Raw genomic sequence first — 24,809 nt, 5'->3', positions numbered from 1 at the left:
TGAGGGGCTCACAGGTCTAAGTCAGGGCAACGAATTCGGAGATAATATGCCATTCACGGTCCTGACTATTCTGGCCGCGCTGCTGATCGCAGCATTTTTGGGTTACACGATGCTTCGGGGACGTCGCAGCGACGAGCCAACTGCAGCCTATGACCTGCGCGTTTATCGCGAACAGCTGGCAGGCGTGGACCGCGATCTGGCGCGCGGCGTCATCGGGCAGGCAGATGCAGAACGTGTTCGGACCGAGATTTCGCGCCGCATTCTGGCCGCTGATGCACAGATGCGGGGTGAAAAGGCTCAGGCTGGCCCATCCAGCGTGACGTCCGCAGTTGCTGTGATCGCAGTTGCCCTTGTTCTGATTGGTGGCGCATGGTTCATGTATCATCGCATCGGCGCAGCAGGTTTTCCCGATATGCCGCTCTCAGAACGGTTGGAATTGGCCGAGGAACTGCGCGTGAACCGCCCAAGCCAGGCCGCTGCCGAAGAGCAGACGACGCCGGTTCAGCCCCCCAAACTGGAAGAGAGCTATGCGCAACTCTTGCAAAAACTGCGCGACACGGTTGCCCAGCGCCCCGATGACCTGCAGGGGCATATCCTGCTGGCACAGCACGAGACCAACGCAGGCAACTTCAAGGCTGGATACGAAGCCCAACGTCGGGTGATAGAATTGTCCGGCCCCGAGGCATCAGCTGAGGCCTATTCAAACCTGGCTGAAATGATGATTCTTGCAGCAGGCGGATATGTTTCGCCCGAGGCCGAGGAAGCCTTGCGCCAAGCGCTTGAGCGTAGCCCCGACCTTGGCCCTGCCCGATACTACTGGGGACAGATGCTGGCTCAGACGGGACGCCCCGATATAGCTTATCGCGTCTGGCTGGATACCTTGCGATCTGCCCCCGCCGGGGCGCCTTGGGCCGATGCGATCCGGTCTCAAATGGACGATCTCGCCTTCCGCGCTGGCGTCTTCAATCCACCTCAACTGCCTGTCGCTTCACCTGGCCCAACCCAAGAAGACATGGAGGCCGCGGCAGAACTGACAACCGAAGAACGTCAGGACATGATCAGAGGTATGGTCAACCAGCTGTCCGATCGGCTTGCGACCGAAGGTGGGTCGCCGGAAGAATGGGCGCGTCTGATTGCTGCACTTGGTGTGCTCGGTGATAAAGAACGCGCAATCGGAATTCGGGATGAAGCGCTAAGCGTTTTCGCAGGAAACGACAGCGCGCTGCAGATGATAGCTGCCGCTGCACAACAGGCCGGGATTGCCCAATGATTCACGATGCATTCGAAGATTTTGCTGCCGACCTGCAGCCGATGACGGCGCTGATGGGCCTGGATCTCGGTGAAAAGACCATTGGTGTTGCCGTATCAGACCGTATGCGTGGTGTCGCCAGTCCACTGGAAACCGTTCGGCGCAAGAAATTCACACTGGATTCTGCCCGCTTGATGGAAATCGTCACCGATCGCGAGATTGGAGGGATCCTGCTTGGATTGCCCAAAAACATGGATGGAACCGAGGGCCCCCGCTGTCAGTCCACACGTGCTTTTGCGCGAAATCTGTCGCGTCTGACCGAATTGCCCATCGGTTTCTGGGACGAACGGCTCAGCACGGTTGCGGCAGAAAAGGCACTGCTTGAGGCGGATACGACACGAAAACGTCGCGGACAGGTTATCGATCATGTCGCGGCAGGTTATATCCTGCAGGGAGCCTTGGACAGGCTGCGCTTTCTGTAACGGGTCGGAGACCTCTGATGACTAATATGGTTTGGAAAAGGAACGAGGTTGAAAGCCCTTGTGTCCAGATCTGTGTCGTTCATCCGACCGAACGCATCTGCACCGGCTGCTATCGCACCATTGATGAAATCACACGATGGTCGAAAATGGACAGCAACGAACGCGCCGAAATCATGCAGGATCTGCCCGAACGTAAGCCCAGACTGGCAAAACGTCGTGGTGGCCGTGCAGCGCGGTTAGAGCGCAGTTAAACCGCCCCCCGGATTGCACGAAACGACGGCACCTTAGTTATTCCCTCTCGGGGCCGCCTGCTGTTGGGTTTTCCAACTCGGCTTGGAAGATCTTTGAAATCTCTGAGCGATTGGTCGCCGGTTTCTCAGTGGCCCGCTGCAGTGTTTTTTGCACTCCGAGTGGAACAGGGGTGCTCACGTCTTTGATCAGAAATTTGTACTTCAATCTTTCGAGCAATCGCATCTGGGTGTTCCAATACCTGTGATACCTGTGTCGCTGCGGATCCGATCCGAACTCCGAGGGGGAGAGCTCGAGGACTTCAAGTGAGTGAGTGGAGACCCGCAGCGACGCGGTGCCAATACAAAAAATGGATGCAGGGATTAGGGGGAAAATCCGGGTAGTCTACATCATTTTTTTACCGCATGATAAAAAATCATTCGAAACTCAACATTTATTCGCAACCACATTGGCACCCGAGTGCGTTTACGACGCAACGTCACCGAGCGTTTAGTATCTCAAAGGCGTAGTTTCAGCTGTTCGCACGAGGTCTGACACCAAACCGTTTGAGCATCCCCATGCCTGCGCAGCACAACAATATGTGGCGGAGGAATCCGATTCCTCCGCCAGCACACCTATCCTGCAGCCAACCAGGATTTGGCATTCTCATATTCATCTGAGGGGAAATACTGTGTCCGCGTGCCCAATACGTGGCTTGCCAAACGCTGCGCCATGTGTTGCCACGCTTTGTCTCCGACAATAGCCGCCCGGTCGAGTAGCCCGATGTGTCCGCGCGCCAACCGAAAGTGCGCCGCCATCGCTGTCAGACCCTGCCAGCCGTCAAACTCACGCAAATCAATCAACAGCCTAAACCCGTCGCGATCGCGCAGCTTGTCATCCAGATCACGTTCGGCCTGCTTGTACTCTTCCGGGTCAAGCTTTCCCATCAGGCTGACCTGAACACAGGGGCCACCCAGATCGATGACATGGATCGCACCAAGGGATTCACGAATCCAGCGCCGGGCGGTTTCGACTTCGGTCATTTCAAACACATGCACGGGACATGGCAAAATCGGTGCCGCCAGTCGAATACTGGTTTGCACCCACCCCTGATCTGCCACCACCGCGATCCGGTCAAAGCCGCGCCAATGGCTGAGGCCCAGCTTGGTGTCCGACCAGGCGGCACCCAGATCATATCCTTTGAACTCGGGTGACACGATCGCCAACAGACGAACCGAGTCGTGTTCGGCTAGCGCCGCCTCAATGGCCGGAACCAGTGTGGTGGCATAATCTGCGCTTGTCACTTCCCCCGACAGCTCAACTTCGATCAGCGCGCCATCGGAATTCGTGTGGACCGTAATCATTGAACAAACCCTCCAAATCCTAAGAATGACAGGACGTTACGGGGATTCGATCCATTCCGCCACACCACCAGTGAACTCTGGCCGAAAATAGGCAATCATCCGTCCATCCGGTCCTGCGCTTGCATTTTTTCCCCAAGGTGCAACGCCGTGCAGACAATGGCGGTGTAGCAGATAGGCCTCGCCCGGTGCGGCCGGAAGTTCGATCCGAGGACAGGTATCAAAAACCTCACGTCGCGCCGATTGATAGATTTCAGTTACGTCTGTGCATCCCAACTGCGCAGCGGGCACTCCGGCGACAGCCCGCCTGAACGCCGCACCCATGATCTTATGACTGCCTTCCCACAATACCATGGGAGAGGCATCAGCACTGGCCTCACTTAACGGGATACCCAATATCCAGGCATGCGGCTCATCCACCTGACGTCGCCTGTTCGGCCCCATGGGTTTTAGCCCATCTACATGGGCTGCATCCCGATTGGCACGATAGCGCGCAGCAGCTTCACCCTCTCCTCGTCTCGGTCGCGGATAACCCGGATATATGATCGAGACCTGCCCTTTGTGCAGATCAAGCCGTCCATAGTGATTTTCCACAAAGTCGATCGCACTCCCGGACAAAGCAGCAGAGCCCCCCACCCTGCCCCGAGCGTCATTGTCCAATGCATCGACCCCGATGAACCAGGTACCCTCGCAATCATGCCACTCAGCATGTGCAGGATCAGACACCGATGTTTTTGCCGAAGGCAGAACCTGCTCTACCCATTTTGACAGTACCGGGTCATGGGGGAACTTGATCCAACCCTTTTCGAGAAACTCGTTCACCAGCCCAGCGCCTTTCGCAACATGTTCAAAGCCACCAGCGTCAGGAACACCGCAAAAACCCGCTTGAGCGGTTTGGGATCCATCGCATGTGCCAACTTAACACCCCACGGGGCGGTTATCATTGTCATCGCTACCACGATGCCAAACGCGATCAGGTTCACGGCTCCGATTGTCAACGGTGGACGATGTTCAGGAGCGATATCCAGAAACAGGAAACCCAGAACCGAAGGGACTGCGATAATCACGCCAAAACCAGCGGCCGTGGCGACCGCGCGGTGGATCGGGGTGTTATACAGACTCATCAACGGCACACCGAAGCTGCCTCCGCCGATCCCCATCAGAACAGAGAGAAAACCAACCGAAGGGGACAGCGCAGCGCGCCGAAGACCTTTGGGCATAGCATCACCCAATCGCCATTCTGAGCGACCAAGCCCCAGATAAGCCCCGATCACCATTCCCAATATGCCAAACAAGGCCTGAAGCATTTCGGTATGCAGCGCTGATGCAACCAGAACCCCAAAAATCGCCCCGATCACAATTCCCGGACCCCAACTGCGCAGGATATCCCAGTCGACCGCACCCTTTTTGTTGTGGCTCATCACCGATCGGACCGACGTCACGATGATTGTCGCCAGCGAAGTCGCCAGACACATCTGCATCAACTGCGGCCCGCCATATCCTAGCGTCTGGAAGGCATAAAAAAAGGCGGGAACCAGAACAATACCACCTCCAACGCCAAGCAATCCGGCCAGAACACCGGCCAAAGCCCCGATTGCAAGCAAAAGGCCCAGCATCTGGGCCAGCAACATCGTCTCGGGCATCATCCCCCCATACCGGCTCAGGGCCGTATCAAACTGCTCTCTGCACCTGTTCCTGCGGCATCACGCGATCAAGCGCCTGCAACAAAACCTCTGGTCCTGCATGATCCCGAACCGCACCCTCAGACAACATTCTGCGCCATGCACGTGCGCCGGGACGGCCCGCAAACAGGCCCAACATATGCCGGGTGATCTGGTGCAACCGACCACCGTCGGCAAGGTGTTGTTCGATATAGGGCACCATTTTTCCGACAACTTCAATCGGATCAGCAGCCTGCTCGGTCTGGAAAATCAACGGATCAGCCTCAGAAAGGATATCGGTTGGTTGATGATAAGCCGAACGGCCAATCATGACACCGTCTAGTCCCGCTTCCAAATGTTCGCGCGCCTGTTGCAATGAGGTGATGCCCCCATTGATCGAAACATGAAGATTAGGAAACGCAGACTTCATCCGATGCACCAGATCGTAGTCGAGTGGTGGAATGTCTCGATTTTCTTTTGGGCTTAGTCCCTGTAGCCAAGCCTTGCGCGCATGAATCGTCACCCTTTGGCACCCAGCGGCCTGAATTCGTTCGAGGAATTCTGGCAAGACCTCTTCCGGCTCCTGCTCATCCACCCCGATCCGGCATTTGACGGTGACTTCGACATCGACTGCTTGGCGCATAGCCTCGACACACTCGGCCACTCGCCCCGGATCTTTCATGAGCACGGCACCAAAAGTCCCGGATTGTACCCGGTCCGAAGGGCAGCCGCAGTTCAGATTTATCTCATCATACCCCGCATCAGCCCCCATCCTGGCCGCCTGCGCCAGTTCCTGCGGGTCCGAGCCCCCCAGTTGCAGCGCAACCGGATGCTCCTGAGGATGATACTCTAGCAAATGCAGCGCCCCACCACGGACCAACGCCGGCGCGGTGACCATTTCAGTATAGAGCAACGTTTCCGAACTAAGCAGCCTATGCAGATAGCGACAATGTCTATCCGTCCAGTCCATCATTGGAGCAACGCTCAATCGCGCACTCCGCCAAAGATTTGCTTTTACGTCAGGATTTGTCATCTTCAACTCTGGCGCGCTATCCGCAGGATGGTGTGGTTTTTCACTTTGCTGTCTTCCCGAAGTACTCGTTGCACTGCAGGAAGCAAGTCGCTGATTACCAGCGAAACAACAGTACGATTGTCTCTCTCGCATATATGCCCATCAAAAGGGAAGTGGAACGGAGCAGCGCCGTGTGATCGATCAATAACAGCTCTGTTCGGTATCAGTCGCCTCCAAGCCAATCGCGATGGTCCGAAGCCCTTCAAAGTCTGGGATTTGAGATGGCGACTAATCCATTGTCACACTTCTGGATCAGTTGGTGCGGTCGAGAAGACTCGAACTTCCACGGGAGTTACCCCACAGCGACCTCAACGCTGCGCGTCTACCAATTCCGCCACGACCGCACTGTCTGTGACTTGGTAGAGCGGCGTATAGACGTTGAACGCGGGGATGTGAAGAGGCAAAAACACACAGGTTTGAAATCCCCGGCACAACCCATATCTCTAGCCTCAATAGACTGCCACACCTACCCCTTCAGGAGTTCCAGATGACATCGCCCGATTCCCGTCCCGTAGTTCAGATCGACATCGTCTCGGACGTCGTGTGCCCGTGGTGCATCGTTGGATTTCGCCAGTTGGATCAGGCGTTACAGCAGCAAAATGTACTGGCTCAGCTCAGATGGCACCCATTCGAGCTCAACCCCACCATGGGATCCGAAGGCCAGAACCTGCGCGAACATATAATGGAGAAGTACGGTTCGACCGAAGAACAGAGCCAGCAAGCGCGCGATCGCCTGACCTCGCTCGGCTCGGAACTCGGATTCGATTTCAATTTCACAGACGAAAGCCGCATGGTGAATACCTTTGCTGCCCACCAATTGTTAGACTGGGCGGAAACGCAGGGACGACAGCATCCGTTGAAACTGGCCTTGTTCAAAGCGTATTTCAGCGACCAAAAGGATGTGTCGGACGTGGACGTACTGGCAAACGTTGTTGCCTCCGTTGGTTTGGACGAGGTCGCCGCCAAAGCAGTGCTTGAGTCGCAGGCCCATGCAGCCTCGGTCAGAGAGAAGCAACAGTTTTGGACCAGTCGCGGTATATCGGGCGTACCTTCAATGGTTTTTGGCGGAAAGTATCTGCTAACAGGTGCTCAGGGCACCGAGACCTACGCCCAAGTTCTGCAGCGATGCCTTGCCGAGGCCGCTTGACCCCTTTCGCAACCATCGCATGCGCGATATGAGCCGCCTATGGAATGGAAGATCTCTGACGGGCTGACCGATTATCAAGAGGCCGTTGCCTTCATGGAGGCGCGGGTGGCTGCGATTTCTGCGGGTGAGGCTGACGAATGCATCTGGCTGCTTGAACATCCCCCGCTGTACACCGCGGGCACTTCGGCGCGCCGAGAAGACTTAACCGATCCGGATCGCTTCCCCGTGTATGAAAGCAAGCGCGGTGGTGAATATACCTATCACGGCCCGGGCCAGCGCGTCGTCTATGTCATGCTCGACGTCGGCAAACGGGGGCACGACGTGCGCCGGTTCGTGAAGCAACTGGAAACCTGGGTGATCTCAGCTCTGGCGGAATTCAATGTCCAAGGTGAAATACGCGAAGGGCGCGTTGGCGTTTGGGTTCAGCGCAAAGACAAACCACTGACGGTTACCGGCCAACCCGCGGAAGACAAGATAGCCGCAATTGGTATCCGCCTGCGCAAGTGGGTCAGCTTTCATGGTATCTCAATTAACGTTGAACCCGAACTTGATCATTTCACAGGTATAGTACCGTGTGGCATCCGGGAGTACGGTGTCACATCACTCGTCGATCTTGGGCTGCCAGTAACCATGCCGGATCTGGACGTGGCATTGAGAAAGACGTTTTCAGAGGTTTTCGACCCAGCAACGGCCTGAGAGTCTGACGTCAACGAATCGAATTTTGACGCTAGGTAAGCAACAGTGCCAAATCTGACGAGGCTCTGTTTCCCAAAATGCCCGAAGTTTTCCGAAAATTTACACGATTTAGTGTAAAATTTAGAGAAACTTCATCTGCCCTCAATACATCTGTCTCTGTTACGAGTAACATGAACCTACCGTTCTAGAGTGAGTGGTGTGTTAAACCGGTGATCCTGGGCTTGCCCGCGAAATCCGATAAGTGTTTGGTTACGAGTCTGCCGTTCCGACCCCATAATCGGAACGGCAATTCCTTTTTAAGGCCCCTTAATCTTCCTGATGCCCGAACCGTAGCGAGCCAACACAGGCGCTTTCTGAGCGTTCGATTTCGAGTGTGACATGTCCGATGGCGAAATCTTCACTCAGTGAGCGTTTTACTTCGCTACGGATTGCCTCTGCCCGATGCCAGGCCTCATCAGCGATAACCAGATGTGCAGTCAGCGCGGGCTGCCGTTCCTGCATGCTCCACAAGTGCACATGATGCACTTCGCTTACCCCATCTGTTTCTTCGATTGAGGTTGCGACCTGTTCGGGCTCCAGCTCAGGCGGTGCACCCAACATCAGCACGCGGACAGTTTCACCAATTTCAGATTTGACGTGCCAGAGGATGTAGACCGAAATCATGATGGTCACCGCGGGATCAACCCAGGTCCAGTTGAACAGAATGACAGCAGTGCCCGCGATGATGACCGCAACCGAGCCCAAAGCATCCGCCACGTTGTGCAGGAAAGCAGCGCGTATGTTCATGCTCTCCTTGGCCATCGTGTAGGTCAGAACAGCGGTGATCACATCGACGATGAGCGCTATGGCGGCGATCCAAACAACGATCCAGCCATTAACGGGCTCGGGTTCAAAGAACCGCATTACACCTTCGTACATCAGATAGACCGACAGAACGACGAGCGTTGTGTAGTTGACCAATGCCGCAACCACTTCGGCACGGCCATACCCGAAACTCATTCGCGGGTCAGCAGGGCGACGGGCAATTTTGCGAGCAAAGAACGCAATGACCAGCGCGATCGCATCGGAAAGGTTGTGCAACGCATCTGCAATCAGCGCCAATGAGCCGGACAGGACCCCTCCAATAATCTGGGCAAGGGTCAGAAACATGTTCACAGCAATGGCCCATGCAACGCGCGCATCCCCTGCCGACGGATCGATGTGATTGTGCGAATGATGGCCATGCCCGGAATGCGAGTGTTGATGAGCCATGTTTTGTGCGTCCCTTGTTCTGGTTCGACACACAATGTAATTCCTCTAGTCACTAGAGGTTCAAGGGGACTTGGAAAAAAATGTTCTCAATTGGTGACTTGTCGCGCAAGACCGGAGTGAAAGTGCCAACGATCCGGTTCTATGAAGACAAGGGTTTGCTACAACGACCCGAGAGAACTGCGGGCAATCAAAGGCGCTATGACGAAACTGCCCTGAAGCGGTTGCAGTTCATCAAACACACACGTGATCTGGGCCTGCCGCTGACAGATATCGAAGCGCTGCTTTCGCTCGAAGGAGCAAAGGGCGCAGATCTGAACCGCGCCCATGACATTGCCGAAAGGCAACTGGCTGATCTGCGTGACCGGATCGCCCGTCTCAGCCGACTTGAAGCTGAGTTGGCCCGTATCACCGCCGCCTGTGATGGCAGACACGATCATGTCTGCGAGGTAATGCATGCGTTCGGCGACCACGAAACCTGCTCAGGGTCGCACTGAACTGCTGCTCTGATCAACCCAGCGTTGCTTTGATCTTATCGGCTTGTGCGGCGATGACCTCGAAATCGCCCATGTTTCCGGGTGGGCGCATAGATACACCTTCGTAGCGCGGCAGAACGTGGAAATGCAGGTGAAACACTTCCTGCCCTCCGGCGGCCTCGTTGAACTGCTGGATAGTGACGCCATCAGCTTCAAAGGCCTTCATTACGGCCTGCGACAGCTTTTGAACCGTCTTCATAACCGACGCCAGTTGCTCGGGCGATGCATCCAGGACATTGCGACACGGGGTTTTGGGGATCACCAGCAAATGTCCATCAGAACGAGGCATGATATCCATGAAGGCCAGCGTCTCGTCATCCTCGTAAACACGGGTCGACGGAATCTCCCCACGCAGGATTTTTGCAAAGATGTTTTCGGGATCGTAGCTCATGTCGCACCTTCTTCGTTGCCGCTGTTCATGTTCTTGCGATCCATGCGGCAGAGGTCAAGCAAACATGTTCAACCGATTGATTTCTGACGACTGAAATTCAGAATCGACAAGACTTACCGTGCGCTGGCTGGCAATCTAGCCTGCAATGGAGACCAACTGGATCATAATTTCTGACCTCATACTTCGTGGTATGGCAATCGGCGCGATGGTCGCGGCCGTACTGGTCCTGATTTCGCACTCGCGTTCGCGCGGCACATCTTCGGTGGCAGCGTTGGGACTGTGCACCGTTTGCTATCTGTTGATTTCAGCTCCCACGATCATGCCAAACGCTTTGCAACCCTTACTGGTCGCAGGCGCTACGCTTTTGCCGCTGGCGCTGACCTGGATGGCGACGGTCCAGCTGACAGACGACGCATCTCAGCGCAGGCCCGTATTAGTTCTGGCCCTGCTGACCGTCGTCACAGCCGCACTCATCCCGTTTTGGCCCGCAATGACACTCATCCGCGGAATTTTGGCTATCGCCTTGTATCTGGGCCTCATCATCTTGGCCTTGGCAACTGACAGTGACGATCTGGTCATCGATCGCAGACGGTTCCGGCGCGGCTTTCTAGCGGCAATGGGCGCACTGGGGCTGATCGTCTCGGTGGTCGAAGCCAGCGGATTGGACGCCAACCTGCCCAATTGGATCTATCCGCTGCAAGCCTCGGCCATCCTTGTATTAGCCCTGCTGTTCGCAATTTGGGCGCTTGAACCCGTTGCAGATGAACCCATCAAACGAACAGGGTTCAAATCAAGGGCCGACCTCACCGAGCGAGTTGAACAGGCCATGCGCCGCGGTATCTGGCAGCGCGAAGGACTGACCATTGGTGCTTTCGCTGAAGAACTTGGTGTTCCCGAGCATCAATTGCGTGCCACGATCAATGGTGAAATGGGGCATCGCAATTTCTCGACCTTCATAAACGTTGCTCGGATCAAAGCTGCGAAGGCGCTTATGGACGATCCCTCTCGGGGCCGAACAACGATTCTTGAGATTGCTCACGAAGTGGGCTTTGCCTCGCTCGGTCCCTTCAACAAAGCGTTTCGCGCGCAGACAGGCTCCAGCCCCCGCGAGTATCGCAACCGCGACTGATCGTTTCTGAAAAAACAGGTTCATTTCGAAAATCTCTCATTGTTTTCGCAATCGATGAGACCTGTGGCAATCCTGACCGCACCATTTTCAGCATCCTGACAACCAAGGAGAGCGAAAATGGCCGAGTTCCACCTGACCGACCTGATCATCGGCACCCTAACCCATGACACATTGCGTTATGCTTTTGGTGCCGGAGGGACATATCTGATCATCAACATGTGGTTGGCACGTAGGTTACGAAATCGAAAAATTCGCGAGCAAATCCCCAGATGGCCTCAAATCAGACGAGAGCTTCAGATCAGCGCCCGAACAATTCTGATCTTTGCCACGACCGGCATTCTCATCGGGTTGGCCCACGCAGCAGGTTTTGCACCCATTTACGATCAAATCGACGACTATGGTGTGGCGTATCTTATAGGTTCATTGCTCCTGATCATTATCGCCCATGACGGATGGTTCTATTGGACGCATCGCCTGCTTCATCACCGGCACCTGTTCAGGCTCATGCATCGCACGCATCACCGGTCACATAATCCCACACCATTCACCTCTTATTCTTTCGACACTTCGGAAGCTGTCATCAATGCGGTCTTCCTACCGATCTTTGTCGTGCTGATCCCAATGCATCCGCTGGCTTTGCTCGCCTTTGTCTTTCACATGATGCTACGCAATGCGCTGGGTCATTGCGGATACGAGGTCTTTCCGGCGCGTTCTAACGGGAAGCCCCTGTTCGACTGGCTGACCAGCGTGACTCATCACGATCTACATCATGCCAACGGGCGCTATAATATGGGCCTATATTTTACATGGTGGGATCGGTTGATGGGTACCGAACACCCGCGCTACCATCAGGAGTTCGCACGGGTCGCCCCTCGCCCCAGCGTACGACCCGGTGATCTTATGCCAATCCTCCTGTTGTCTTGCATGTTCGTCCTGGCAAGCACCTCGGCCAAGGCAGCCGAGTTGCGAGGAACGTATTCAGCGCCTTACCTCGGGGCTGTTGTCCGCTTCGAATCCTGCCCAAATGACTCCACACTAACTTGTGGTCGGCTGCTCTGGGGATGGGATGTGACCATCTGGCGACAAATCCAACCCGGTGATCTGATGATTACGGGCCTCAAACCAGACACCACCGGATGGTCCGAAGGGCACTTGCGGCATCCTGAAACGGGATTGACCTTTCGCGGCAATATCCATCAGTTGGCCGATGGTCGGCTACGCCTCAGAGGATGCGCCGGACCGATCTGCGCAAGCCAGATCTGGGTCCCGCTCCGACAGCTCAAGAACACCCTCGCCGACCTTCAGTAACACGGGATTCAGCGCGTCCCCTTCAAGAGGGTGCGGCTATTTATCTTGATCCAGATCAAACTCGGCCATTGAAGGTCACCCCTTCGCATTCTAAAACCAGCAGGAATCCCGCGCGCTGGAGAGGTCTGGCTGCGCGGTGCAGTTGCAACAGGAGGCACCTAAATGGCAGACGCAGCCATTCATGGTCACGAGCATGAAGACAATCGCGGTTTCTTTACCCGCTGGTTCATGTCGACCAACCACAAGGACATCGGGATTCTCTACCTGATCTTTTCGGCACTGGCCGGCCTGATCTCGGTTCTGATGACCGTCTACATGCGGCTCGAGCTGATGCACCCGGGCGTTCAGTACATGTGTCTGGAAGGCTTTATGGCCGACCCATGTACCCCTAACGGACACCTGTGGAACGTTATGATCACCTACCATGGTGTTCTGATGATGTTCTTCGTTGTCATTCCGGCCCTATTCGGCGGATTTGGCAACTATTTCATGCCGTTGCAGATCGGCGCGCCGGACATGGCGTTCCCGCGGATGAACAACCTGTCCTTCTGGCTGTACGTCGCTGGTACCTCGCTGGGCGTGGCTTCGCTGCTGAGCCCCGGTGGTAACGACCAGCTCGGTTCGGGCGTTGGTTGGGTTCTCTACCCGCCGCTGTCGACGACCGAAGGCGGCATGTCCATGGACCTTGCGATCTTCGCCGTGCACGTATCGGGCGCCTCCTCGATCCTCGGCGCGATCAACATGATTACCACCTTCCTGAACATGCGTGCCCCGGGCATGACCCTGTTCAAGGTGCCGCTGTTCAGCTGGTCGATCTTCGTCACCTCGTGGCTGATTCTGCTGTCGCTGCCGGTTCTGGCGGGCGCAATCACCATGTTGCTGATGGATCGCAACTTTGGCTTTACCTTCTTTGATCCGGCCGGTGGCGGTGACCCGATCCTGTATCAGCACATCCTGTGGTTCTTCGGCCACCCGGAAGTGTACATCGTGATCCTGCCCGGCTTCGGCATCATCAGCCACGTAATCGCGACCTTCGCACGTAAGCCGATCTTCGGTTACCTGCCGATGGTTTGGGCGATCATCGCGATTGGTGTTCTGGGCTTCGTCGTTTGGGCGCACCACATGTACACCGTTGGCATGTCGCTGCGTCAGCAGGCCTACTTCATGCTGGCCACGATGGTCATCGCGGTTCCGACAGGGGTTAAGGTCTTTTCGTGGATCGCGACCATGTGGGGCGGATCGATCGAATTCAAGACACCGATGCTGTTTGCCTTCGGCTTCCTCTTCCTGTTCACCGTTGGCGGTGTAACCGGTGTGGTTCTGTCGCAGGCGGGTATCGACCGTGCCTATCACGACACCTACTACGTGGTTGCTCACTTCCACTACGTGATGTCACTGGGTGCCGTATTTGCGATCTTCGCGGGTATCTACTTCTACTTCGGCAAGATGACGGGTCGTCAATATTCGGAGTTCTGGGGCAAGGTTCACTTCTGGCTGTTCTTCATCGGCGCCAACCTGACCTTCTTCCCGCAACACTTCCTGGGTCGTCAGGGCATGCCCCGCCGTTACATCGACTACCCCGAAGCGTTCGCACAGTGGAACTTCGTGTCGTCGATCGGTGCATTCGTCTCTTTCGCTTCGTTCCTGCTGTTCTTTGGTATCGTGATCTACGCCCTGCTACGTGGCGCACGGATCACCCAGAACAACTACTGGAATGAGTACGCGGATACGCTGGAATGGACCCTGCCCTCGCCGCCGCCCGAACACACGTTCGAGCAGCTGCCAAAGCAGGAAGACTGGGACAAAGGCCACGCGCACTGATCCGGTCAGAAGAAATCAAAAAGCCCCGCCCAGTGCGGGGTTTTTTTTGTGCGCAACGAACGGGCAATCGGGGAATTTCCGTGACAACAAAACAGTGCTCGACTAATTTTCCTCAGTAAATCAATTACCTTTCGATTGTCAGGCGACTGGTGAATATCCAGACCTTGTCTGACACATCCCGAGCCATTTAAGCAGAGGATAGCGCGCAATGCTTTTGCACGACGGCATCAAGTTTCAGCAAATGGTCAAGGGGTCCATTGGCTTTATCTGCCTCGTTTTGGTCTGGATATTTCTCGTCGTGCTGGTTGACGAACTGACCCCCATCGAAGTCATCAACAACCCAAGTCCGCCGGTCACCATGCTGGGCCTCGCGGTCGCCTTCTTTCTGGGTTTCAAAAACACATCTGCCTACGCCCGCTGGATCGAAGCCCGAAGCGTCTGGGGCGACATCGTAAACGGTAGTCGCGATTGGGGGTACACCATAGGCAATCTTGTCCAGTCTGACGGCACTCCTCTCGATGCGAACATCCGACAAGATCTGATTGATCGGCATATCGCATGGCTGAACATGCTCGCATACCAGCTTCGGCAATCATCACCCAGCGGCCGGACACGTCGTCCCTGGCTGTTCGGCCATAAACCCATCTCAGACCGTGCTGACCTACATCAGAATCGGGACAGTTGGCGCGATTATCAAATCGCAACCGACCTGCCGCTGCTTGAAGGGAAGAACAACAAAGCTGCTTATCTCTTGTTCTTACAAAGCCAACAACTGGCAGCGTTGGCGAGCGAGAAGAAAATCGACTCCTATTGGCACATCGCCCTGCTCGACCGGATCGCAGATTTTTCTACGTCTCAGGGCCGCAGCGAACGCATCAAGAATACACCATTCCCCAGACAGGTTGCCGAGGTTGGCCGCATCTTCAGCTGGATATTCATTTTCCTGCTCCCTCTGGCGTTCAACGACGAACGTTCGTTTTTCGCCAGTGCGGATGCCCCCCTTCTCCAAACTGTGATTTCCGACTGGCTCACGTTCGCCCCGGTCGGAGCGTTGGTGTGCTGGATTTTCTTTGTAACCGAGCGGGTGAGTGCCTCGATGGAAGACCCGTTTGAAGGCGATGTAACTGATGTTCCGATTTCGACAATCTGCCGGAATATCGAGATCGACCTGCGCCAGATGATGGCCACGGACGAGGCGCCAGCCCCGCTGAAGCCAATAGACAAAGTGCTGTTCTGATTCAGGTTTTACTGCTCAAAACAAAGGGATGATCGAAAAATCAGTCGATTTAGGGTATCCTGTATCATGAAACTCTGAATCCGGAGCGTTCTGATGCCTGAAATCGACTTTTGGTTTTCCATTGGCAGTACTTACAGTTTCCTGACCGTGATGCGTCTGGATGAGTGGTGCCGCGAGCATGAGACTACCGTCAACTGGCGTCCATTCAATGTGCGTACGGTGATGGCCGATCAGCAAAACACCCCTTTTGCGGGAAAGCCTATTAAATCAGCATATATGTGGCGCGACATCGAACGCAGAGCAGCCAAGTATCACATCCATGCAAATCTACCGGCCCCCTACCCGATCTCAGATCTGGCGCTGTCCAATCAGGTCGCGCTGCTTGGCATGCGTGAAGGCTGGGGTAAGGACTTTACCCAAACGCTCTATCGCATCTGGTTCGAAGAAGGGATGGAAGCTGGCGGTGAGAACGCTGTGTCCGAGGCCCTGTTCCGATGCCAACAGGATCCCCGTCTGATGTTGTCGCGCGCGCGCAGCCCCGAGATCGAGGAAGCACTGGAATCTGAAACGGCGAAAGCAACAGATCTGGGCGTATTTGGTGCGCCGAGTTTCGTTGTGCGTGGTGAGGTGTTCTGGGGTGACGACCGCCTCGACGACGCATTCTCGTGGTCGCGTGTGGGCCATGTTGTTTAGCGAATCCCCATCGACTCCGGCTTTCATTGCGTTATTTCTTACCCATGCCCTACCGATGGAACCAAACCTCTGACACCGAACAGGAACTGCGCCTATGGCCGCATAATTCGCTGCCCCCGCGTGGTGCCATGATCGTTGTTCTGGCAGTATTTCTGTTCGGGCTCATCCCGTTGTTGGCGGTTCTGGGTTCCGTCCTGCTTTGGGGTCTGCTTCCGTTTCTGCTTCTGACGGTTTTGGGGCTGTGGCTGGCCTTCGAAATGAATTACCGGGCGCGAAGTATGTTCGAGGTGCTGACCTTGACCGGCACAAAGGCCCGGCTTGTGCATCACAGCCCGCGCTCAGGTCAGAAGGAATGGAGCTGTAACAGGTATTGGGCACGTCCCGAGATACACAAAAAAGGTGGGCCGGTACCAAACTATGTCACGCTGGTCGGCGACGGGCGAGAAGTCGAAATCGGCGCCTTCCTGTCAGAGGAAGAGCGTATCGCGCTATATGATGATCTGTTGAATCGATTGAAGGGACCTGCCGCAGCTTAGCCACGGCAGGTTCTGAAACTTAGCAGTTTCCGTTGGCAGAAGCGCAAAGATGGTCTTTGACCATCGGGCCAACTTTGCCGAAATCCATCTGGCCGGTGTAGCGCGATTTAAGCTCGCCCATTACCTTACCCATGTCACGGATCGACCCCGCACCAGTGGCAGTGATTGCTGTTTGGATGGCCTGCGCGACCTCATCATCGTCCAGCTGTTTGGGCAGGAATTCTTCGATGACCTCAACCTCGCGCAATTCACGCTCGGCCAAATCCAGGCGCCCGCCTTCTTCGTAGGTGCGTGCGCTTTCTTTTCTCTGCTTGATCATTTTTCCAAGAATTTCAAGAACATCCGAGTCCCCGCACCCCTTGGCTTCTTCGTTGTCCGACCCGCGCGTAGCGATGTCGCGGTCCTTGATTGCCGCATTGATCAACCGCAGCGTCGACAGACGCTCGGCTGCTTTGTCTTTCATTGCTTGCTTCAGGGCGGTGTTCACCCGTGATCGCATATCCATATGGTTTGTCCATCCCCATGGCAAAGGAACCCTGAACATATCTAAACAAAAAGCGTGATACAACAGCAGAGCAATATGGCTAAGTTATTGAAAAGTAACAATAGCCCAAAAATTGATCAGACTTGACCCAGCGGCCTAACCCCCTTAGGAATGCGCCGATTTACCCAGCAGGAGAGTCGCGCCATGGCACATACCGCCACGCCCAAGCCCACCGCATGTCTGGCACTGGCCGACGGAACCCTGTTTTATGGCATCGGTTTTGGGGCAACCGGCCAGACGGTGGCTGAACTCTGCTTCAACACCGCGATGACCGGGTATCAGGAAATCATGACTGATCCGTCTTACGCCGGGCAGATCGTGACCTTTACTTTCCCGCACATTGGCAACGTTGGTGTGAACCCCGAAGATGACGAGACCGGTGACCCTGTAGCAGCCGGGATGGTCGTCAAATGGGATCCAACCGAACCATCGAACTGGCGCTCTGCCGAAGAACTCAAAGGATGGTTGGCGCGGCGTGGTCGCATCGCAATCGGCGGCGTTGACACCCGCCGCCTGACACGGGCCATTCGTCAGCAGGGTGCTCCGCACGTTGCACTGGCCCACGATCCAGAAGGCAACTTCGATATTGAAGCCCTGGTTGCAGCTGCGCGCGGCTTTGCCGGTCTTGAAGGAATGGACCTGGCCAAGGATGTAACCTGCGCCCAAAGCTACCGCTGGGATGAAATGCGTTGGGCATGGCCTGCTGGATACCAGCGTCAGGAAGCACCGGTGCACAAAGTTGTCGCGCTGGACTTCGGGGCCAAACGCAATATCCTGCGCTGTCTCGCCTCAGCCGGATGTGATGTGACTGTGTTGCCCGCCTCGGCGACTGCGGCCGAAGTTCTGGCACATGAGCCTGACGGGGTTTTCCTTTCCAACGGCCCTGGCGATCCAGCAGCCACAGGTGAATATGCGGTGCCAATGATCAAAGAGGTTCTGGATACGACAGACCTTCCGGTCTTCGGCATTTGTCTGGGCCACCAGATGCTGGCACTGGCCCTTGGCGGTCAGACCATCAAGATGAACCACGGACACCACGGTGCGAACCACCCGGTCAAGGATCTGGACACCGGCAAGGTTGAGATCACCTCGATGAACCACGGCTTTGCAGTTGACGCCGAGTCCCTGCCCGAAGGTGTGGTCGAAACTCATCGCTCGCTGTTTGATGGCTCAAACTGTGGTATCCGCATGACCGACCGCCCTGTGTATTCGGTCCAGTATCACCCCGAAGCATCGCCCGGCCCTCAGGACAGTTTCTATCTGTTCGAGCGCTTTGCAGCAGCCATGGCAGATCGCAAGGCACAAGCCTGATTGCTTGTGGTTTCCTACGGGCGACCGTTAACTGCAAATTAACCGTGATTTAGCAACCCTGACGTCACTATTGGCGACGGGGTTTGAAATGGTTGAACTGAATCTTCAGGGTCTTGCACCCGCAACACCCGTCCCCGGCACAAGACCGCGTAAACCGCTGGGTGCATGTTTGGTCGGCCGTGGCGTTATCAATCAAACGCAGTTGCAGTGGGCCTTGAACCAGCAAACAAACCAGAACGCGCGTCTGGGCGAAATATTGTTGAGCGAGGGCTGGATAGACCGCCAGAACGTACTGCAAGCTTTGTCCGATCAAAATGGGTTGCAGATTGCAGATCTCAAAGCTTCACCGCCATCTGCCGATCTGTTCGCCATCCGGCCTGCAGAATTCTGGGTGTCTCACGGCGTTGCACCGTGGATGCGGATCGGACCAATCCTTCAGATCGCGACTGCCCGTCCTGATCAATTCGAACAAGTCGCAAATGAACTTAGCGATTGCGGACACACCGTGGTTCCGGTTCTGGCGTCCGCTGAGCAAATCAATGCTGTTATCGCTGCACAATTCTCTTCAACACTCGCAGAAGCAGCAGAGAACCGCGTCGATGCCATGCACAGCTGCCGCAATTGGACTGCCCGTTCACGAGTCGGGCCCGTTGTACTGCTGCTGGCTGCATTGGTCGTGTTTCTCGCCTATCCGCCAATTGGACTAGCCTTTTTCTTTTGGGCAGCTGTTTCAACGCTGATCTTGTTTCTGACGCTCAGAATATTCGGATTGGGTGCCTATCTGCTCAGCCCCAAAACCCTTTCCGCTTGTCAAGAAGCGACACAGACCCGAATGCCGGTCGTATCGATGATGGTACCTTTGTACAAAGAGCGGGAAATCGCGGATGCACTGATTGTCCGACTTGGGCGCCTGACTTATCCCAAAGCTCTTCTGGACGTCATTCTGGTGCTCGAAGAACATGACGATGTTACCCGAACAGCTTTGAAAAACGTAGATCTGCCTTCGTGGATTCGTGTCTTGGAAGTGCCCGAGTTGGGGAATCTAACCACGAAACCCCGCGCAATGAACTATGCTTTGGACTTCTGCCGAGGCGATATTATCGGGGTTTGGGACGCCGAGGATGCGCCACAACCCGATCAAATTGAAACTGTCGTTCGACATTTTGAACAGGCCGCAGATGACGTGGTGTGTCTGCAAGGTGTTCTGGACTACTATAACCCCCGAACAAACTGGCGATCCCGTTGTTTTACAATTGAATACAGTGGCTGGTTTCGCGTTATCCTGCCAGGAATTGCGAAACTGGGTTTGGTCGTCCCATTGGGCGGAACAACATTCTTTTTCCGTCGCGACAAACTGTTGGAGCTGGGCGGTTGGGACGCCCACAATGTAACGGAAGACGCCGATCTGGGCGTTCGCCTAAGCCGTGCGGGTTACAGAACCGAAATCGTCGAGACCACGACCTATGAAGAGGCTAACTTTCGCGCCTGGCCCTGGGTTAAACAGCGCTCGCGCTGGCTGAAAGGGTTCATGGTCACCTATCTGGTGCACATGCGCGCACCGTTACGTTTCCTGAACGAGCTTGGGCCGCTGAGATTCATGGGCGTACAAGCATTCTTTCTGGGCACTGTCGGACAATTCCTGCTTGCACCGGTTTTATGGATGTTTTGGCTGACATCGATGGGTCTGCCTCATCCCTTTCTCAACGTTGTATCGCCAGAAATTCTAAAGGCCTGCGTCTATCTCTTTCTGGCGGCCGAAGCCACCAATATCATAGTTGGTGCACTAGGCGTTAACGCAGGTGGCAGGCGCTTTCTGCTCCCGTGGGTTCCGACATTGATTCTCTATTATCCGCTCGGTGTTCTGGCTGCCTACAAGGCCCTGTGGGAACTCGCGGCCAAGCCTTTTTTCTGGGACAAGACCCAACATGGTCAGGCCCACGAAGAGGCGACCATGACCTGACGCAGACTATTTCTCGCGACGCACTGCATCCTGTTTCAGGCGGGTCATGAAAGCGATCGAGATATGGTCTTTCAACGCCCGTTCCGCTGCGTCTTCATCCCGCGCGACAATGGCCTCAACGATGCCCTTGTGCTCACTTTGCGCGATCTCACCACGCCCCTGCACTGCCAATGATGTAGTGGCCATCAACGCCATCGTCCGATGCACCAGATCAAGTTGCTGGACCAGATAACGGTTGTGCGATGCCAGATGAATCTGCTCGTGGAACCGGCGATTGGCCCGGGACAGCGCGGTGGGATCATCTACCAGGGCATCATCCGCAGCGACCATGTCCTGCAGAACCTTGACCTCTTCTTCGGTCGCATGTCGGGCAGCAAGGCGGGCAGCCAAACCCTCCAGCTCACGCCGAACCACATACAGTTCTGCCATCTGATTATGATCCAGCGAAGCCACAATCAGAGAGCGTCCGTCCCGCTCAAGCAACGACTGCGTCTCCAACCGCTGCAACGCCTCGCGGATCGGGGTACGCGACACACCAAAACGTTCAGCAAGCTCGCTTTCCACAAGCCGATCACCCGGTTTGTAGACGCCAACGTCGATGGCCTCCAGAATCAGGCTGTACGCATCTGTATGAGATTGTCGGGACTGGCTCATTTGATTTGTTTCTCCTCGTTCGGACATGTCTATCCGTCTGATGGCCTCGCAATCAAGTGCGCCATTGAAAACTGCGCCACCACGCCCTAAACCCAAGCCATGGTCAAACCTGCCTTTTCTCATGTCACGCAATGGGTGTTCGACCTCGACAACACCCTCTACCCGCCACATATGCGCCTGTTCGATCAGATCGAGGCGCTGATGACCGATTATGTCGTTCAGGCCATAGGTGTTGATCGGGCCGAGGCCGACCGTTTGCGGTCTCACTATTGGCGGCAATATGGAACAACATTGGCAGGCTTGATGGCCGAGCACGATCTGGATCCGGACCCCTATCTTCATGCCGTTCATCAGGTCGACATGAGCCACATGGACCCCGACCATGAGCTTGCTGCGCATATCCGATCCCTCCCGGGTCGCCGCATTGTCTATACCAATGGCAGCGCGCCATATGCCGAACGGGTGCTCGCCGCGCGCGGGCTGACCGGATTGTTCGATGCGATCTATGGGGTGGAACATGCCGGATACAGGCCAAAGCCCGAGCAAGCGGCGTTTGAAACGATCTTTGCAAAAGATGGGATCAAGGCCGAAAATGCAGCCATGTTCGAGGATGATCCACGCAATCTGGCGGCACCTCATGCTATGGGAATGCGCACCGTTCATGTCGCGCCTGACCCGCACGAGGCTGAGCATATTCATCACCACACGGATGACCTGACAGGGTTCCTCGCGCGTCTGGTCTGAGCTTCGCAAACTGCGACGATCTGCTCATTACGCAGGTGCAGCATCGCACCTATATGCGCCGCAGATGTGAACAGAACGGAGACCCCGATGAGCGCGATCGAAATGCCCCGCCGCCTGCCCGTCTGGCAGCGCCTGCTTTATGCAATTCCTCTGTTTGGCTGGATGGCGCGTGATGTCGCCGACGGAGAACCCGAAGACCTGGGCTATACCGCTGCAGCGATCTTCAGCATGTGGGGCTGCTCTGCGCTTCTGTTTGGCCTGCCTGGCCTTTACCTTCCGGCGCTCGCGATGGTCCCGGTCATGTTCCTGATCCTCATCCTGATTTCACGCGGCTGATAAACGGGACAGGATGTCACTTGGCCTCTGGCACAGATCAGCACTAGGTTCTGCTCAGAACGGAGTAATGTGCCATGACTGACAGCTGTGACATCCTGATTTCTGGTGGCGGAATCGCCGGTTTGACCGCAGCGGCGGCCTTTGGCGCAGCAGGTTTTGACGTAATCTGTGTTGATCCGGCTCCTCCGATTACCGAACGCGACGTCGATGGTTCGGACTTGCGAACAACGGCTTTTCTACAACCCGCTCATGGCTTGCTGGAACAGTGCGGATTGTGGAGCCGGTTGGATGAATATGCGGCCCCTCTGCAAATCATGCGTATCGTCGATGCGGGCGGTGACGAGCCGGAACCGCGTGTCGTAAGGGATTTCAACGCAGCAGACATCTCGGACCAGCCGTTCGGCTGGAACCTCCCCAATTGGCTACTACGACGCGAAATGGTGGCGCGGCTGGCAGAGTTGCCCAATGTCGATTTCCGCCCTGGCACCGGTACAACCAGCTTGTTTACCCGCACCGCCGAAGCGCGCGTAGGCCTGAGCGATGGCAGTCGCATTCGTTGCAAGCTGGTGATTGCTGCGGATGGCCGAACCTCTCCGATGCGTGAGGCTGCCGGTATCAACGTCCATACCACGCGATATGGCCAAAAGGCGCTGGCCTTTGCGGTCACCCATCCAATCGCACATGAGAATGTCTCGACCGAGATCCATCGGTCCGGCGGGCCTTTCACGCTGGTCCCCCTGCCCGATTGGCAGGGTCAGCCTTCTTCGGCGATTGTCTGGATGGAGCGGGGACCGCGCGCGGTAGAGTTGCTGAATCTGGACACCGACGCATTCGAAGCGGCAATGACAGAACGATCCTGCGGTTTGTTCGGGCCACTCAAGCTCGCGTCACGCCGCACGATCTGGCCGATCATCAGCCAGTCGGCTGAACGTCTGTCCGGAGAACGTATCGCACTGATGGCCGAAGCGGCTCATGTCGTGCCCCCGATCGGTGCGCAGGGATTGAACATGTCGCTGGGCGATCTGCGCTGCTTGCTGGATCTGGCTCAGAGCAGACCTGATGGGTTGGGCGACGTGCAGATGCTGGAAGCTTATCACAAGGCGCGCCACACCGAGATCGAATTGCGTGTGAAAGGTATCGACCTGCTGAACCGGGCGTCCATGATGGAAACGCGCGCCCTGCGGGACGCGCGTGCGATGGGTCTGAATGCGCTTTACTCTCTTGCGCCGGTTCGCAAGACGCTGATGCAAATGGGTCTTGGCGTTCGCTAAGGCCCAATTTCAGTTTAAAGAACCTGATCCAGCACCCGTCTCAGGCGAGCAATTGTGGCATCAACATCATAGAGTTTATCAAGTCCGAACAGCCCGAGCCGGAAGGTACTGAACCCTTCGGGCTCATCACACTGAAGCGGCACGCCAGCTGCGATCTGCATCCCCAGCGCGGCAAACTTCTTACCGTTCTGAATTTCAGGATCGGATGTATAACTGACAACCACACCGGGTGCGCCAAATCCATCTGCCGCGACTGACATGATGCCCTTGTCCCGCAGCATTTGCCGCACACCATTGCCCAAGGCCCACTGCGCTTCACGCAGTTTCTCAAATCCGTACTCGCGGGTTTCGGCCATGGTGTCTCGGAACGCACGCAGTGCATCCGTGGGCATCGTCGCATGGTAGGCGTGGCCACCATTCTCATAAGCCTGCATGATCTGACGCCATTTTTTCAGATCAATGGCAAAGCTGTCAGACGTGGTTTCATCCAACCGTGCCTCGGCACGCTCGGACAGCATCACCAGCCCGGCGCAAGGCGAAGCGCTCCAGCCTTTCTGGGGTGCCGAGATCAGAACATCGACACCTGTGGCCTTCATATCGATCCAGGCACAACCTGACGCGATGCAATCCAGTACCATCAGTGCGCCAACCTCATGCGCGGCTTCGGCCATGGCCGTCACATATTCGTCCGGCAGGATCACACCGGCTGCGGTCTCGACATGCGGGGCAAAAACGATATCCGGGCGCTGTTCGCGGATGGTGGCAACTACCTCTTCGATCGGCGCAGGCGCGAAGGGAGAAGGGCTTGCATTCCCGGTTTCGCGAGCCTTGAGAACTGTGGTGGAGGCGGTCAATGAACCCGACTCAATAATCTGACTCCATCGATATGAAAACCAGCCATTACGAACCACCAGAACATTCGCTCCGCGGGCAAATTGACGGGCCACTGCTTCCATAGCATAGGTGCCACCCCCGGGAATCACTGCGATACCATCTGCGTTGTAAACATCCTTCAGCATCGAGGAGATATCACGCATCACCTGCTGAAAAGCTGAAGACATGTGATTGAGCGAGCGATCCGTGAAAACGACCGAAAACTCCTCGAGACCATCAGGGTCAACAGTACTCAAAAGTGCGGGCATTGTGCGTCCTTTCCTAAGCTTTGTGCAATTTCTGGACGCTTGAGTCGCTTTG

The 24,809-nt window shown here is 55.9% G+C and carries 25 protein-coding genes, 1 tRNA gene and 1 pseudogene; 17 read left to right on the top strand and 10 right to left on the bottom strand.

Features of this window, described 5'->3' with window-relative positions; translation table 11 throughout:
- The first annotated feature begins 46 nt into the window (after positions 1–46).
- The 3 genes from ccmI to ACR0CW_RS05335 are packed head-to-tail and all read left to right on the top strand — an operon-like array spanning position 47 to position 1,982.
- Positions 47–1,270 (top strand): c-type cytochrome biogenesis protein CcmI, encoded by a 1,224-nt coding sequence (gene ccmI, locus ACR0CW_RS05345; protein WP_480787054.1) that lies wholly within the window; start codon positions 47–49, stop codon positions 1,268–1,270.
- Positions 1,267–1,731, top strand: a complete 465-nt coding sequence (gene ruvX / locus ACR0CW_RS05340; RefSeq protein ID WP_155151282.1) for a Holliday junction resolvase RuvX — start codon at positions 1,267–1,269, stop codon at positions 1,729–1,731. Before ccmI ends, ruvX begins: the two co-directional genes overlap by 4 nt.
- A gap of 17 nt (positions 1,732–1,748) precedes the next feature.
- Positions 1,749–1,982 carry a DUF1289 domain-containing protein gene (locus tag ACR0CW_RS05335; RefSeq protein WP_155151285.1) on the top strand — a complete coding sequence of 78 codons (234 nt, stop codon included), beginning with the start codon at positions 1,749–1,751 and terminating at the stop codon, positions 1,980–1,982.
- Between the two features lie 612 nt (positions 1,983–2,594).
- Here ACR0CW_RS05335 and ACR0CW_RS05330 read toward each other — a convergent pair.
- The 5 genes from ACR0CW_RS05330 to ACR0CW_RS05310 all read right to left on the bottom strand — a co-directional run bounded on the left by ACR0CW_RS05330 (position 2,595) and on the right by ACR0CW_RS05310 (position 6,397).
- Positions 2,595–3,323 carry a SpoIIAA family protein gene (locus tag ACR0CW_RS05330; protein ID WP_155151288.1) on the bottom strand — a complete coding sequence of 243 codons (729 nt, stop codon included), beginning with the start codon at positions 3,321–3,323 and terminating at the stop codon, positions 2,595–2,597.
- A gap of 36 nt (positions 3,324–3,359) precedes the next feature.
- Positions 3,360–4,145 (bottom strand): hypothetical protein, encoded by a 786-nt coding sequence (locus tag ACR0CW_RS05325; RefSeq protein WP_480787457.1) that lies wholly within the window; start codon positions 4,143–4,145, stop codon positions 3,360–3,362.
- Positions 4,139–4,963, bottom strand: coding sequence for a sulfite exporter TauE/SafE family protein (locus tag ACR0CW_RS05320; RefSeq protein WP_480740091.1), 825 nt, complete (start codon positions 4,961–4,963; stop codon positions 4,139–4,141). Before ACR0CW_RS05320 ends, ACR0CW_RS05325 begins: the two co-directional genes overlap by 7 nt.
- Before the next feature lie 28 nt (positions 4,964–4,991).
- The gene (gene dusA, locus ACR0CW_RS05315; RefSeq protein ID WP_480787456.1) at positions 4,992–5,954 is read right to left on the bottom strand and encodes a tRNA dihydrouridine(20/20a) synthase DusA; all 963 of its coding nucleotides are present in this window, start codon (positions 5,952–5,954) and stop codon (positions 4,992–4,994) included.
- A gap of 356 nt (positions 5,955–6,310) precedes the next feature.
- Positions 6,311–6,397, bottom strand: a tRNA-Leu gene (locus ACR0CW_RS05310).
- 143 nt (positions 6,398–6,540) lie between these two features.
- On the opposite strand from ACR0CW_RS05310, the gene ACR0CW_RS05305 reads away from it, so the two are divergent.
- Positions 6,541–7,200, top strand: a complete 660-nt coding sequence (locus ACR0CW_RS05305) for a DsbA family oxidoreductase (protein ID WP_480787053.1) — start codon at positions 6,541–6,543, stop codon at positions 7,198–7,200.
- Between the two features lie 36 nt (positions 7,201–7,236).
- Positions 7,237–7,896, top strand: a pseudogene (gene lipB, locus ACR0CW_RS05300) (lipoyl(octanoyl) transferase LipB); the annotation flags it as partial.
- A 306-nt stretch (positions 7,897–8,202) separates the two neighbouring features.
- On the opposite strand, the gene ACR0CW_RS05295 reads toward lipB, so the two are convergent.
- Complete coding sequence (locus ACR0CW_RS05295; protein ID WP_480787052.1) at positions 8,203–9,147, bottom strand: cation diffusion facilitator family transporter; 945 nt, start codon at positions 9,145–9,147, stop codon at positions 8,203–8,205.
- 80 nt (positions 9,148–9,227) lie between these two features.
- Here ACR0CW_RS05295 and ACR0CW_RS05290 point away from each other — a divergent pair, with 80 nt between their 5' ends.
- On the top strand, positions 9,228–9,641 hold the full coding sequence (locus ACR0CW_RS05290) for a MerR family transcriptional regulator (RefSeq protein WP_155151333.1): 414 nt from the start codon (positions 9,228–9,230) through the stop codon (positions 9,639–9,641).
- Between the two features lie 13 nt (positions 9,642–9,654).
- Here the strand turns inward: ACR0CW_RS05290 and ACR0CW_RS05285 are convergent, their stop codons facing one another.
- Positions 9,655–10,071 (bottom strand): HIT family protein, encoded by a 417-nt coding sequence (locus ACR0CW_RS05285; RefSeq protein ID WP_480787051.1) that lies wholly within the window; start codon positions 10,069–10,071, stop codon positions 9,655–9,657.
- Between the two features lie 145 nt (positions 10,072–10,216).
- Between ACR0CW_RS05285 and ACR0CW_RS05280 the strand changes: the two genes are divergently transcribed.
- From ACR0CW_RS05280 to ACR0CW_RS05255, 6 genes are all read left to right on the top strand, one after another.
- On the top strand, positions 10,217–11,200 hold the full coding sequence (locus ACR0CW_RS05280) for an AraC family transcriptional regulator (protein ID WP_480787050.1): 984 nt from the start codon (positions 10,217–10,219) through the stop codon (positions 11,198–11,200).
- A 117-nt stretch (positions 11,201–11,317) separates the two neighbouring features.
- Positions 11,318–12,508: a sterol desaturase family protein gene (locus ACR0CW_RS05275; protein WP_480787049.1), complete on the top strand. Its 1,191-nt coding sequence runs from the start codon at positions 11,318–11,320 to the stop codon at positions 12,506–12,508.
- A gap of 162 nt (positions 12,509–12,670) precedes the next feature.
- Positions 12,671–14,329, top strand: a complete 1,659-nt coding sequence (ctaD, locus tag ACR0CW_RS05270) for a cytochrome c oxidase subunit I (protein WP_155151342.1) — start codon at positions 12,671–12,673, stop codon at positions 14,327–14,329.
- A gap of 208 nt (positions 14,330–14,537) precedes the next feature.
- Positions 14,538–15,566: a bestrophin family protein gene (locus ACR0CW_RS05265; protein ID WP_480787048.1), complete on the top strand. Its 1,029-nt coding sequence runs from the start codon at positions 14,538–14,540 to the stop codon at positions 15,564–15,566.
- 93 nt (positions 15,567–15,659) lie between these two features.
- Positions 15,660–16,259 (top strand): 2-hydroxychromene-2-carboxylate isomerase, encoded by a 600-nt coding sequence (locus tag ACR0CW_RS05260; protein ID WP_170335062.1) that lies wholly within the window; start codon positions 15,660–15,662, stop codon positions 16,257–16,259.
- A 44-nt stretch (positions 16,260–16,303) separates the two neighbouring features.
- Positions 16,304–16,795: a DUF2244 domain-containing protein gene (locus tag ACR0CW_RS05255; protein ID WP_480740072.1), complete on the top strand. Its 492-nt coding sequence runs from the start codon at positions 16,304–16,306 to the stop codon at positions 16,793–16,795.
- Between the two features lie 19 nt (positions 16,796–16,814).
- On the opposite strand, the gene ACR0CW_RS05250 is transcribed toward ACR0CW_RS05255, so the two are convergent.
- Complete coding sequence (locus tag ACR0CW_RS05250) at positions 16,815–17,300, bottom strand: GatB/YqeY domain-containing protein (protein WP_155151353.1); 486 nt, start codon at positions 17,298–17,300, stop codon at positions 16,815–16,817.
- Between the two features lie 183 nt (positions 17,301–17,483).
- Between ACR0CW_RS05250 and carA the strand changes: the two genes are divergently transcribed.
- Positions 17,484–18,650, top strand: coding sequence for a glutamine-hydrolyzing carbamoyl-phosphate synthase small subunit (gene carA / locus ACR0CW_RS05245; RefSeq protein WP_480787047.1), 1,167 nt, complete (start codon positions 17,484–17,486; stop codon positions 18,648–18,650).
- Positions 18,651–18,738: 88 nt separating this feature from the next.
- A complete protein-coding gene (locus ACR0CW_RS05240) occupies positions 18,739–20,610 on the top strand; it encodes a glycosyltransferase family 2 protein (protein ID WP_480787046.1) in 1,872 nt (623 codons plus the stop codon).
- Positions 20,611–20,616: 6 nt separating this feature from the next.
- Here the strand turns inward: ACR0CW_RS05240 and ACR0CW_RS05235 are convergent, their stop codons facing one another.
- Entirely contained in the window at positions 20,617–21,264 is a 648-nt protein-coding gene (locus ACR0CW_RS05235; RefSeq protein ID WP_155151360.1) for a GntR family transcriptional regulator, read from the bottom strand.
- Positions 21,265–21,363: 99 nt separating this feature from the next.
- Here ACR0CW_RS05235 and ACR0CW_RS05230 point away from each other — a divergent pair, with 99 nt between their 5' ends.
- The 3 genes from ACR0CW_RS05230 (at position 21,364) to ACR0CW_RS05220 (ending at position 23,615) form a co-directional block, all read left to right on the top strand.
- Entirely contained in the window at positions 21,364–22,008 is a 645-nt protein-coding gene (locus tag ACR0CW_RS05230; protein ID WP_480787045.1) for a pyrimidine 5'-nucleotidase, read from the top strand.
- Positions 22,009–22,095: 87 nt separating this feature from the next.
- Positions 22,096–22,344, top strand: coding sequence for a hypothetical protein (locus tag ACR0CW_RS05225; protein WP_480740067.1), 249 nt, complete (start codon positions 22,096–22,098; stop codon positions 22,342–22,344).
- 74 nt (positions 22,345–22,418) lie between these two features.
- Positions 22,419–23,615, top strand: coding sequence for a UbiH/UbiF family hydroxylase (locus ACR0CW_RS05220; RefSeq protein ID WP_480787044.1), 1,197 nt, complete (start codon positions 22,419–22,421; stop codon positions 23,613–23,615).
- 14 nt (positions 23,616–23,629) lie between these two features.
- On the opposite strand, the gene ACR0CW_RS05215 is transcribed toward ACR0CW_RS05220, so the two are convergent.
- Positions 23,630–24,757 carry an aminotransferase class V-fold PLP-dependent enzyme gene (locus tag ACR0CW_RS05215; protein ID WP_480787043.1) on the bottom strand — a complete coding sequence of 376 codons (1,128 nt, stop codon included), beginning with the start codon at positions 24,755–24,757 and terminating at the stop codon, positions 23,630–23,632.
- Between the last annotated feature and the right edge of the window lie 52 nt (positions 24,758–24,809).

It is taken from the genome of Ruegeria sp. CH6, from assembly GCF_056537005.1.
Note: the sequence above shows the minus strand (reverse complement) of the source record. Positions and strands in the feature narration are given on the sequence as shown.